The 11,968-nt window shown below is 72.7% G+C and carries 9 protein-coding genes; 1 reads left to right on the top strand and 8 read right to left on the bottom strand.

The genetic code is table 11. The annotated features are described in order from the left end of the window. Positions 1-23: 23 nt before the first annotated feature. From D7V77_RS10025 to D7V77_RS09990, 8 genes are all read right to left on the bottom strand, one after another. Positions 24-1,277: a protein-glutamate O-methyltransferase CheR gene (locus D7V77_RS10025; RefSeq protein ID WP_120576042.1), complete on the bottom strand. Its 1,254-nt coding sequence runs from the start codon at positions 1,275-1,277 to the stop codon at positions 24-26. A gap of 11 nt (positions 1,278-1,288) precedes the next feature. After that, entirely contained in the window at positions 1,289-2,347 is a 1,059-nt protein-coding gene (gene cheB, locus D7V77_RS10020) for a chemotaxis-specific protein-glutamate methyltransferase CheB (protein ID WP_120576041.1), read from the bottom strand. Between the two features lie 110 nt (positions 2,348-2,457). Beyond that, a complete protein-coding gene (locus D7V77_RS10015) occupies positions 2,458-5,385 on the bottom strand; it encodes a response regulator (RefSeq protein ID WP_120576040.1) in 2,928 nt (975 codons plus the stop codon). Continuing rightward, positions 5,382-7,265: a methyl-accepting chemotaxis protein gene (locus D7V77_RS10010; RefSeq protein WP_233596788.1), complete on the bottom strand. Its 1,884-nt coding sequence runs from the start codon at positions 7,263-7,265 to the stop codon at positions 5,382-5,384. The genes D7V77_RS10015 and D7V77_RS10010 overlap by 4 nt, the downstream gene beginning before the upstream one ends. Further along, complete coding sequence (locus D7V77_RS10005; protein WP_120576038.1) at positions 7,195-9,039, bottom strand: methyl-accepting chemotaxis protein; 1,845 nt, start codon at positions 9,037-9,039, stop codon at positions 7,195-7,197. Before D7V77_RS10005 ends, D7V77_RS10010 begins: the two co-directional genes overlap by 71 nt. Continuing rightward, positions 9,036-9,404, bottom strand: a complete 369-nt coding sequence (locus tag D7V77_RS10000) for a protein CrdC (protein WP_120576037.1) — start codon at positions 9,402-9,404, stop codon at positions 9,036-9,038. The genes D7V77_RS10005 and D7V77_RS10000 overlap by 4 nt, the downstream gene beginning before the upstream one ends. 4 nt (positions 9,405-9,408) lie before the next feature. Then, positions 9,409-9,843 carry a chemotaxis protein CheW gene (locus D7V77_RS09995; protein ID WP_120576036.1) on the bottom strand — a complete coding sequence of 145 codons (435 nt, stop codon included), beginning with the start codon at positions 9,841-9,843 and terminating at the stop codon, positions 9,409-9,411. Between the two features lie 23 nt (positions 9,844-9,866). Beyond that, positions 9,867-10,616, bottom strand: coding sequence for an OmpA family protein (locus D7V77_RS09990; protein WP_120576045.1), 750 nt, complete (start codon positions 10,614-10,616; stop codon positions 9,867-9,869). A gap of 176 nt (positions 10,617-10,792) precedes the next feature. Here D7V77_RS09990 and D7V77_RS09985 point away from each other — a divergent pair. Then, on the top strand, positions 10,793-11,968 hold a 1,176-nt coding region (locus D7V77_RS09985; protein WP_139922455.1), incomplete at its 3' end, for a sigma-54 dependent transcriptional regulator.

Genomic DNA, 11,968 nt, shown 5'->3' with positions numbered 1-11,968 from the left:
GCGCCTGGCCGCCCCCCTGCCCTTCAGCGCGCCCCTTCCGCCTCCAGCCGCTCCACCGCCCGGGCGCAGGCCACCCGGAGCCGGGGCAGGTTGAGGAAGAAGGGCACCGGCCGCGCCCGCCCGGACTCCACCGCCCGCAGGGCCCGGCGGTAGGCCTCCAGGGCGGCGCCGGGCTGGCCGCACTGCTCCAGCAGGAGACCCAGCAGGTAGCGGGCGGCGACGTGGTCCGGATCCAGGTCCAGGCACCGGCGCAGGTCGCGCTCGGACTTCTCGTCCGGGACGCCCGTGGAGGCCCCGTCCAGCACGCACGAGAAGAGCCAGTCCGCCTGGGCCATCGCGGCTTCGTCCGGAACCGAGGGCGGAACCGGGGGCGGAACCGCCGGAGCTTCCGGCTTCGGCGCGGCGGGCCCGGTGGCGATGCTCGGGAACCGGCCGGATTCCCGCTTGGGCCGGACAGGCTCCGCGGGCGCGGCGTCCTCGCGCACGTAGAAGAACGCGTGCTCACTGGGCAACAGCCGCAACTCCGGGGGCACCTGGAGCAGCGGCTCCGCGGCGGACAGCACCAGCACTCCGCCGGGCGCGAGCCGCTCGCTCAGGCTCCGCACCGTGCGCTGGAAGGCCTCCGGGGTGAAGTAGATGAGGACGTTGCGGCAGAAGATGATGTCGAACCCGCCGCCCCCGGGGGCCTCCGGATACGGGGCTTCCATCAGGTTGTGGCGCCGGAACTCCGCCTGCGTGCGCAGCGACGCCACCAGCGAGTGGCGCCGGCCCTTCGGCTCGAAGTAGCGGGAGCGCGAGGCTTCCGGCACGCGCCGGAGCGCATCCGCGAGGAAGCTCAATTCGCGCGCCCGGGTCAGCACCTGTTCGGAGATGTCCGTGCCCAGCACGCGGCTGGAGGGATCCGCGCCCTCCTGCGCCATCAGGAGGAGCAGCGTGGCGACCTCCTCGCCCGCCGCGCAGCCCGCGCTCCACACGTGCAGCGGCGTCTTGGAGCGCTGCACCCGGGGCGACAGCACGTGCTCGCGGAAGGCGGACAGCTGCACCTCGTCCCGGAACACCTCCGACGTGTGCACCGCCACCGCGTCCACCAACCGCGCCAGGTCCGCCGCTCCCGTGGGCGTGCGCAGGTGCGCCACCAGCCGCGTCGCGCTCTGCCCGTGTCCCAGGGCGTCCAGCCGCGCGTCCAGCCGCCGCTGCTGGGCCCCGCTCAGCGCCATGCCCGTGTGGGCCTGGAGCCAGGCGTGGACGGGAGTCCAGCGCTCGGGAGAGGACGTCATGGCGCGCGAGGTCAGCGGCTTGCGGCCAGCGACTCTCCGCGCGCCAGGCGCGCCAGGGTGGCCGCGACGTCATCGCCGTGGATGAGGTGGTCCACCGCCTTGCGCTCCACCGCCGCGCCCGGCATGCCGAACACCACGCAGGACTCCTCGTTCTGCGCCAGCGCCAGCCCACCGCCCTGCTTGATGGCCAGGAGCCCGTCCGCCCCGTCCGCGCCCATGCCGGTGAGCACCACGCCCACCGCGCGCCGGGCGTAGACCTTGGCCACGCTCTCCAGCAGCACGGTGCCGCTGGGCATGTGCCCGTCGCGCTCCACGCCGGGCTTGAGCGCCACGCGGCCTCGCACGGGCACCACCATGTGCTGATCCGGCGGCGCCACCAGCACCAGCCCCGGCTGCAGCGTGTCCCCGTCCACCGCCAGCCGGACCTTGAGCTTGCTCGCGTTGGCGAGCCAGCTGGCCAGCGACTCCGAGAAGGCGGCGTTGATGTGCTGGACGATGACGATGGGCGCCGGGAAGTCCGCCGGCAGCTCCGACAGCATCCGGTAGAGCACCTGCGGGCCGCCCGTGCTGGCGGCCACCGCGACGATGCCCATGGAGGCCGCGGGCAGCACCGCGACCGGGGTGTGGGGCGTCCCCGGCGGGCCGCGCTTCTGGCCGCGCACATGGCGGATGACGCGCACGGAGGAGATGAGCTTCACCTCCTTGGTGAGGTTCCACGCCTCCGGCCCCGCGTCGATGGAGGGCTTGATCTGCAGCGCCAGCGCGCCCAGCTCCAGCGCGCGGTACGTCAGCGCGGGGGCCTGCGAGCGCGGATCGCCCGTCAGCACCAGGATGGGCGTGGGGCACTCGGCCATGATGTGCTCCACGGCCGTGAGCCCGTCCATGACGGGCATGTCCACGTCCATGGTGATGACGTGGGGGCGCAGCTCCTTCGTGAGGGCAACGGCCTCCTGGCCGTTCGCGGCGGTGCCGACGACCAGGATGTCCGGGTCGTCGCTCAACGCCGCGCTGATGAGCTGACGGCAGATGACCGAGTCATCCACCACCAGCACCGTCACTTTCTTGCCCATGTCCGTTCAATACCCCGTACGCGCCGCGGGAGTATAGCAATGCGATGGGCCCCCAGGCGTCTCCCGGCGGCTCTCCGGCGGCGCCGAGCCTCTCGGAGCCTTCGGGGACTTCAGGCCAGGAGCCGCCCCACGACGTCCACCAGGTCCTGGCGGACGAGGTCGCCCTTGGTGATGTAGCCGTCCGCCCCGGCCGCCAACCCACGCGCCCGGTCCGCCTCCCCTCCCCGGGTGGTGAGGATGACGACGGGCAGCCCGCGCCGGGCCGGGTCCGCCTTCAGGCGCCGGGTGAGCTCCACGCCGTCCATCTCCGGCATCTCCAGGTCGGTGACGACCAGCTCCACCGGAGGCCCCTCCTGCCCCAGCTGCTCCAGCGCCGAGGGCCCGTCCGCTGCCCGGAGGGTGTCGTACCCCACCGCCTCCAGCAGGTTGGCCACCAGTTCCCGGGTGAGGGGCGAGTCGTCCACCACCAGGATGCGGCGGCGGCGAGGCGCGGGCGCGCGCACCGGGGGCCGGGCGAGCTTCAGGGGCGCGGTGCCATGCACGGCCGCCGCCAGCGCGGCCGCGGACAGCACCATGGCCAGCCGCCCGTCCGCGAGCGACGTGGCCCCGGTGAGGTGCGGGTAGCGCGCGAGGATGCCCTTCAAGGGGAGGATGGCCTGGACGCGCTCCTCCAGCACCCGGTCCACCGCCAGTGCGGCCTCCATGCCCTGGCCCTTCACCACCAGCACCAGCTCTCCCTCCCGGGCCGGGCGCTCGGTGGCCAGCCCCAGGAGCGACGCCAGCGAGGCGAAGGGCAGCACGCGTCCCTCCATCCGGAGGATGGGCCGGCCGGCGACCTCTCCCACCTCGGAGGCGTCCACCTTGAGGGCGCGGGAGACGTGGACGGCGCTCAGGGCGAGCGTCTCGTCGAAGACCTGGACGAAGAGCAGGGGCGCCACGGTGAGGGACACCGGGACGCGCAGGGTGAAGATGGTGCCCCAGCCGGGCGCGGACTCCACGCCCACGTCGCCGCCCAGGGCCTGGAGGGACGTACGCACGGCATCCAGCCCCACGCCCCGACCTGACAGGTCGGTGACCACCTCGCGCGAGGTGAAGCCGGGCAGGAAGACGAGCTCGCGCGCGGCGGCGTCGGAGAGGGCGTTGGCGGCGGGCTCGTCCAGCACGCCCCGGCGCACGGCCACGCGCCGCAGGAGCGCTGGATCCATGCCCGCGCCGTCGTCCTCCACGCGCAGGATGATGCGGCTGCCCTCGCGGGCGGCGCGCAGGGTGAGGCAGCCCCGGGGGTGCTTGCCGGAGGCGACGCGGTCCACGCGCGTCTCCAGGCCGTGGTCCAGCGCGTTGCGGACCAGGTGCATGAGCGGTTCGCGCAGGGCCTCCACGACGGAGCGGTCCGCGCGGGTGTCCTCGCCGTCCACGACGAGCTCCACCTCCTTGCCCAGCTCCCGCGCCAGGTCGCGGACCATGCGGGGATAGGGTTCGAAGAGGACGGAGAGGGGCAGCATGCGCAGGCCCTGGATCTCCTCCGACACCTGATCCAGGTCGCGCAGCTCCGCGTTGGCGAGCAGCTTGGCCTCGCGATGCAGGGTGGCGGCCAGCTCCTTGGCGCGGCCCAGGCGCTCCGCGAGCGCGATGCCCGCGGGCCCCAGGTCCTCCGCGGACCGGGCCAGCTCGCTCAATTCGCGCACAAGCTCCAGGCGGCGAGCGGTGGCCAGTTCGCGGCGGCGGGCCACCTGGCCCAGGTTGGTGACCGCGCTGGTGAGCATGTCCAGGCTGGCCACGCCGATGCGCACGGCCGTGTCCATGCGGACGTCGCCGGTGCGCACCGTGGCGGTTCCGTGCTTCGACGCGGCGGGCGGGCGCGAGCGGGCGGTGTCGACCATCCGCGTGCCGGGCGACACGGCTGGATTCGAGGACGTGCCCGTCGCGGGGCCGACGAGGTGCGCGCTCCCTGAACCGCCGGCGGCGCCACCCAGGTGCGCCCCCGTGCTTCCAAGAGCGGGCGACACGAGGTGTGCGCTCCCCGGGCTTCCCGTCACTGGGGCCACGAGGAGTGCGCTCCCCGGGCTTCCCGTCACCGGAGCCACGAGGTGTGCGCTCCCCGGGCTTCCCGTCACCGGAGCCACGAGGTGTGCGCTCCCCGGGCTTGCCGTCACCGGGGCCACGAGGTGTGCGCTCCCCGGGCTTCCCGTCACCGGAGCCACGAGGTGTGCGCTCCCCGGGCTTCCCGTCACCGGAGCCACGAGGTGCGAATGGCCCGAGCCTCCCGGATGGAGACCGTGCGAGCCCGGTGCGGCGCCCGCGCTCTGGCCAGGTCCTGGACTTCCGTGCGCAGCGCCCGGTGCCGCTCCGTGACCTGGATGGACGAGGTGCGAGCCTGGGGATGCGCCAGCAGCAGCGCTCCCGAGCGCGGTGCCCGGTGCGCCCCCTGCGGCGGACGACGCCCCGTGCGTACCCGCCGGACTCCCGGAGGCTTCTGTCCGGAGGGCCGTGGCGAGGAACTGCGATGCGGCGGCGCCCACCGGTGCGTCCGGGCGTGACGCGGGCGTTCCCCAGTGCGAGGGCACGACCACGGCCCCGGACGGCTCCCGGCGGTCCGCCACGATGAGGTGCGACGCGCCCTCTGACTTCGAAGCCCGGCCACCCTCTGCCGGACGCGCGGACTCCACGATGACCCGCTGCTGCAGCGTCGCCACCAGCGTCTCCACCGCCAGCAGCGGCTCTCCCGCCTGGAGCGCACCCGACAGCGCGAGCACAGTGTCCGCCGTGGCGAGCAGCGCGTCGGTGGACTCCGACGACAGCCGGTAGCGCTGCGGCTCCGCGCACCGGACCAACTCCTCCATCTCGTGCGCGAGCGTGTTGATTTCGCCGAAGCCCATCATCCGGGCCTCGCCCTTGAGCCCGTGCAGTTCGCGCAGCACCCGCTGCCCGGCCTCCAGGTTGCCCCCGGACTCCAGCTCCATCAGGGAGCGGTTGATGCGCTCCAGACGGACCGTGACCAGGTCGCGGAACTGCTTGAGGAGCCGTTCGCTGGGGTTCACCCGCCGCCCCCCTTGCGCAGGGTCGCCTGGTGGATCTGGAAGCGCTCCACCACGCCGCGCAGGTCCTGCGCCAACCCCAACAGGTCCCCGTTCGCCGCGCCCACCTGCTTCGTCGCGTTGAGGCTCTGCTGCGTGATGCGCAGGATGTCCGCCATCGTCTCCGCGAGCTGATCCGTGCCCGCCTGCTGCTGCTGCGTGGACCGGGAGATGATCCGCACCGAGTCCGACGTCCGCCCCGCCAGGTCGACAATCTGCCGAAGCGACTCGGACACCTGCTCCGCCAGCCCCGTCCCCGTCTCCACCGCGCGCACGCCGCCGCCCGTCACCGTCACCGCGGCGGCGGAGGCCTCGCGAACCTCCTCGATGAGTCCTTCAATCTCCTTCGTGGACTCCAGCACGTTCTCCGCCAGCCGGCGCATCTCCGCCGCCACCAGCGAGAAGCCCCGCCCCACCTCGCCCGCCTTGGTGCCCTCCAGCTCCGCGTTGAGCGCCAGCAGGTCCGACTTGTCCGCGACGCCGTTGATGAACTCGACGATCTTCCCGATCTGCTGCACGCGCTTGTCCAGCCGCCCCACCGCCGAGCCGATGGCGTGGTTGTCCTGGCGCATGCGCGACATGGCCCCCAGGAAGGACTCCGCGCTGCGCTGTCCGCCCTGGGCCGCCGCCAGCGTGCGCTGGGCGATCTCCGCCACCGAGCTCGCGTTGTCCGCGATCTGCTTCGCCGAGCGCGCCAGTTCCTCCGTGGTGGCGCTCGTCTCGTCCAGGCTGCTGGCCTGCTCCGCGGCGCCGGCCTCGTAGCGCCCGGAGGTGCTGAGAATCTCCTCCGTGGTGGCCGAAATCTGCGAGCCCGCGCGCTGAAGCTCCGCGAGCACGTCCGCCAGGTGCGTGCGCATCGTGGTGAAGGCCGCGGACACCGCCCACACCTCGTCCTCCGCGGGCACCAGCCGGGGACTGGCCAGGTCGCCCGCGGCGATACGGCGCGCCTCGCCGGACAGCTCCCGCATGGGCCGCCCCAGCAGCGTTCCGCCCAGGTACGCCGTGGCCAGCGCCAGGCCGAACACCACCGCGCACAGGAGCGCGCTGGACGTGAACGCGTCCACCAGCACGCCCTGCGCGGCCGGGCTGCCTCCGTCCACCAGCCGGTTGAAGAGCCGGTCCGTCAGCGCCGTGACGACCTGCGCGCACATCACCGCGGGCGTCACCACGCAGATGGCGGTGAAGGCCACCAGCCGCGCGCGGATGCGCGAGCGCCGGGGCAGCGCGGCGATGACCTGCGCGTGCGTCAGCCCCTGCTCCGCCACCCACAGCACACCGCGCCGCGCCCTCAACGTGACGAGCCCATACACGAGCAGCGACGAGAGCGGGCCGAACAGCGCACCCAGCCCCGCGACCCGCAGGGTCACGTGCCCAGGCAGGTCCATGGCCGACCAGAGCGCCATCGCCACAACGCCGTTGGTCAGCGCCCACAACCCCAGCGAGCGGAAGAACGCCTCGCCCGGCGCGCGCGCCACCTCGCCCACCGCCGTCGCCAGGTGCTCCGGCGTGGGCGGCAGCACTCCGCGCTCCAGGGCCCGCAGCCGGGGGAAGCGGCGCAGGGACACGCCCACGCCCAGGAGCATGTGCAGCGCGCTCACGCCCACCACCAGGACGACGAGCGACCCCAGCTTCTGGGACAGCGGACTGCCCACCACGAGCGACGCGAAGTGCAGCCCCAGCGTGGAGCCGACCAGGTTCGCCAGCGGCACGGGGAACATCAGCTGCTGACTGAAGGCGGCCCGCCGGGAGTCCGAGCGCGAGGAGTGGTCCATGTCACCCACCTCCCGTCGCGACAGGAGCCCCGCCGGAAGCTCCGGTGGATTCGCCGCCAGTCGGCTCGACATGGAAGCGCCGCACCACGTGCTGGAGGTCCGCCGCCAGGGCGGACAGGTCCGCGTTGGCCGCAACCATCTGCTTGGTGGCCGCGGCGTTCTGCTCGGTGACGCGGAGGATGTCCCCCATGGCCGCCGCGAGCTGATCCGTGCCCGTCTGCTGCTGCAGCGTCGCCAGCGAGATGCTGCGCACCGCGTGCGACGTCTGCCGCGCCAGCTCCAGGATGAGGCTCAGGCTGTCGTCCACCTGCGCCGCCAGCAGCGTGCCCAGCTCCGTCGTCTTCAGCCCCGCCTCCGTGGCCATCACCGCGCCGTTCGTCGCGTCGCGGATCTCCCCGATGAGGCCTTCAATCTCCTTCGTGGAGCGGATGACGTTCTCCGCCAGCCGGCGCATCTCCGCCGCCACCAGCGAGAAGCCCCGCCCCACCTCGCCCGCCTTGGTGCCCTCCAGCTCCGCGTTGAGCGCCAGCAGGTCCGACTTGTCGGCGATCTCGTTGATGAACTCCACCACCTTGCCAATCTGCTGCACGCGCTTGTTGAGGCGAACGACCGCCTCCGCGATGGCCTCGTTGTCCTCCTTCATGCGCTGCATGGCGCCCAGGAAGGCGGTGGCGCCGCGCTGGCCGGACTGCGCCGCGCCGAAGGTCGTCTCCGCGATGGTGGACACGGACTCCGCGTTGTCGGCGATCTGCTGCGCGGACCGGGCCAGCTCCTCCGTGGTGGCGCTGGTGGCGTTGAGCGCCCCGGCCTGCTCGTCCGCGCCCACCTCCTGCTCCGTGCTGGTGGCCACCAGTTGCTCGGTGGTGGAGGAGATTTGAATGCCCGCCCGCTTGAGCTGCGACAGGGCCTGCACCAGCTGCACCTGCATCTGGGTGAAGGCCGCGGAGGTGGCCCACACCTCGTCCTCCGCGTGGATGACGCGCGGGGGCCGCACCTCGCCGCGCGCGATGCGCGTCGCGTCCTCGGTGATGGCGCGCAGGGGCTCCGACAGCGCCGTGCCCGCGAGCGCCGCGGTGCCCAGGATGAGCAGCGTGACGATCCCCGCGATGAGCCCCAGGGGCGGCCCGCCTCCTTCGCGCGCCCGCGCCATCACCTCCATGCGCGCCTCCGGCGTGGTGGCCTGGGTCCACGCGTCCACCACCGTCACCGTGCGCGTGAAGGCCACGTCCAGGATGAAGAGCGACGGGCTCAGGACCGCGATGGCGGTGAAGACCACCAGCCTGCGGCGGATGTGCATGCGCCGGGGCGGCAGCGCGGCCAGCACCTCCAGCGGCGCCAGCCCCAGCGACACCAGCCGGTCCAACGTGGCCCGCGCGCGGCGCACCACCATCAGGTAGGTGAGCATGGCGCTCAGGGGCCCGATGGACAGCCCCAGCACCATCACCCGCACGCCCTCCGTCCACGGCACGTCCGCCAGGGTGGGGAAGGCCAGGGCCACCGTCAGCGTGCCGCCCAGCCAGCCCTGCATCACGAACCAGAAGCTGCGGCCGGGGATGGCCGCCACCTCCTGGACCGCCACCAGCAGGTGCTCGGACGTGGCGGGCAGCCGGCCCTCGCCCAGCGCGAAGAGCGTGCGCAGGGCCCGCGTGTCGCGCGCGTACCCCACGCTGATGAAGAGCACGAGCGCGCCCAACATCAGCCACGTCAGCGGCGTGCGCCCGGTCTCCGGCAGCGTGTGCGACAGGTGGATGTGGAGGAACGCGATGGCCACGCCCAGGCAGCTGCCCGGGATGCGGGGCCGCGTCGTCCAGCGGCCCAGGGCGCGCACTTCCAGCGGCGCCATCATGCGCCCTCCCCGTCCAGCCCGCGCAGGTAGCGTTGGAAGGCGTCCAGGCTCAACAGCGGCCAGAGCACCCCGCGCGTGATGACGAAGCCGCGCAGGCTGCCTCCGGAGGCCCCCGCCACCACCGGCGAGGGCGGCAGCACGGACAGCACCTCCGAGTCGATCTCCAGCCCGTCCACGCCCACCGTCCCTCCGGTGGCCGTCACCAGCACGCGCTGGGCGCCCCCGGCCCCCAGGAAGGCCCGGTGGGCGGACACGGTGCCCGCGTCCGGCGCGGCGATGGAGGCCACCTCGCCCGCCTCGAAGGCGATGCGGTGCGGCCCCACGTGGCACAGGAGCGTCCCCTCGACCCGGCCCGCGGGAAGCATGAGGCTAGCTGCCCTGGCTGAGATGGTCGAAGAGGCCTTCCGGGTCGATGACGGCCACGTCGCGCGAGCCGCTCTTCACGGGGCCGCGCAGGTGGACGTGCACGCCCGAGGGGCCCAGGGGCTCCAGCGGTCCCATCAGCGCGGACACGCCGGCGACGCTGCTGGCCGTGAGGGCGAGGGTGCCTCGGGACAGCCGCACCAGGACGGCGCGGCGGGACCCGGCGGTAACCCCGCCCACCAGCAGGCTCATGTCCACGACGGGGATGACTTCACCCCGATGCGCGAACACACCCAGAAGGTGGGGCGGGGAACCCGGTACCCGCGTCAGCTCGGGGAAGGTAACGACCTCCGCCGCGGCTTCCGCGGGCACCGCGTACCAACTGCTTCCACACGCGAAGACAAGGTAGGACTGACGCGCTTCAGACTCTAGGGCGGCCATGCGCGCCAGAGCCTACCCCAGAACTAGCGCTGGAACTCCACGCGGCGGTTCTCCGCCCAGCCTTCCTCGGTGGCCGCGCTGGACACCGGGCGGGTCTCACCATAGCCCACCGTGGAAAGCCGGTTGGACGGCACGCCCAGGTCGACCAGGTAGCGCTTCACGGCCGCGGCGCGGCGGTTGGACAGCTGGAGGTTGTACTCCTCCGTGCCGCGCTCGTCCGCGTGGCCGCCCAGGGTGATCTTGCCCTGGCTGGCCTTGATGCAGGCCGCCAGGTCGCCCAGGCGGGACTGCGCGCTGGAGTCCAGGGTGGACTCGTTGAAGCCGAAGCGCACCGCCGAGTAGTCGCAGCGCGAGGAGGCGTCCGCCGTCACGCACTTGCCGGACTGGCACTCCTGGCCCTCACCGCAGTCGGTGCTGGCGGTGCAGGTGTCGCGGGGCGCCTGGCAGCGGCCGGCCTGGCACTTGCCACCGTTGCACGCGGAGTCGTCCTTGCACTGGGCCTCGGCGCACTTGCCGGCCTCACAGATGCGGCCGGTGCCACAGGCCGCGTCCGTGGTGCACTCGGGCGGCTTGGGCGCGCACTTGTTGGCCTGGCAGGTGAAGCCTTCGCGGCAGTTCGCGTCCGTCGCGCACTCCTGGCACTGGCCCTGGACGCAGACCTCGCCCTTCTCCTGGCACTGCTCGTCGTTGTTGCACTTGGGGTAGGTGGGCGGGCACCCGGTCAGCACGGCCACGGCGAGGGCCAACCCGGCCCAAAGCGAAATCCGACGCATCATTCCTCCGACAGCAACCACGGGAAAAGAGAGGCCCACAGGGAGCGGGCCGATGCTGTCGCGTCTAGTCGCACCCACCGGGGAGAGTCAAAAGATTTGTCTTTTCCTTGCCCCTCCGGGCAACACGAGACCCTTGATGCCCCGATTATTTCCGTGAGAGTGTGAACGGTTTGCCCATGCCCGCTGCGGTCCTCATCGTTGACGACGAAAAGAACATCCTCCTCACCCTGAGCCAGTCGTTGCAGCTGGCCGGCTACCGCACGGAGCTGGCCAGCAGCGGGCAGGTGGCGCTGGACGTGGTGAGCGCGCGGCCGGTGGACGCCGTGTTGATGGACGTGAAGATGCCGGACATGGACGGCCTCACGGTGCTGGCGAAGCTCACGGCGCTCAAGCCGGACCTGCCCGTCATCATGATGTCCGGCCACGGCACCATCGACACGGCGGTGAAGGCGACGCAGCTGGGGGCGCGCGACTTCCTGGAGAAGCCGCTGGCGCGCGACAAGCTGCTGGTGGCGCTGCGCAACGCGCTCAAGCACCAGGCGGCGATGGAGGAGCTGGAGGAGCTGCGCGCGCAGCTGGGCCGCTTCGACATGGTGGGCGGCGGGCCCGCCATGCAGCGCATCTTCTCCCTCATCCAGCGCACGGCGCCCAGCGAGGGGCGCGTGCTGATCACCGGGGAGAACGGCACCGGCAAGGAGCTCATCGCGCGAGCGCTGCACCAGAACTCCCGGCGCAAGGGCGGGCCGTTCGTGAAGCTCAACTGCGCCGCGGTGCCGCACGACCTCATCGAGAGCGAGCTGTTCGGCCATGAGAAGGGCGCCTTCACCGGCGCGGTGAGCGTGCGGCGCGGCAAGTTCGAGCTGGCGCACGAGGGCACCCTCTTCCTGGACGAGATTGGCGACATGCCGGCCGCGATGCAGTCGAAGCTGCTGCGCGTGCTCCAGGAGGGAGAACTGGAGCGCGTGGGCGGCGCGGAGACGCTCAAGGTGGACGTGCGCGTCATCGCCGCGACGAACAAGAATCTGGAGAAGGAGATCGCCGCGGGGCGCTTCCGCGAGGACCTCTACTACCGGATCAACGTCGTGCAGATTCACTCGCCGCCGCTGCGTGAGCGCCGCGAGGACCTGCCGGACCTCATCGACACGTTCCTGCGCGAGGCTTGCGCGAAGAACGGGCGGCGGCCCCTGGCGCTGTCGCCGGACGCGCTCGCGGTGATGAGCGCGTATGACTACCCGGGCAACGTGCGCGAGCTGCGCAACCTGGTGGAGCGGCTGGCCATCCTCTGCGAGGGGCCGGTCGTCTCGCGCACGGACGCGCTGGAGCTCTTGCCCCGGGGCCGTCCCCTGCCCCCC

This window comes from Corallococcus sp. CA041A, from assembly GCF_003612075.1.
GTDB lineage: Bacteria > Myxococcota > Myxococcia > Myxococcales > Myxococcaceae > Corallococcus > Corallococcus exiguus.
The sequence above is the reverse complement of the archived record's forward strand: the minus strand, read 5'-3'. Positions and strand labels throughout refer to the sequence as shown.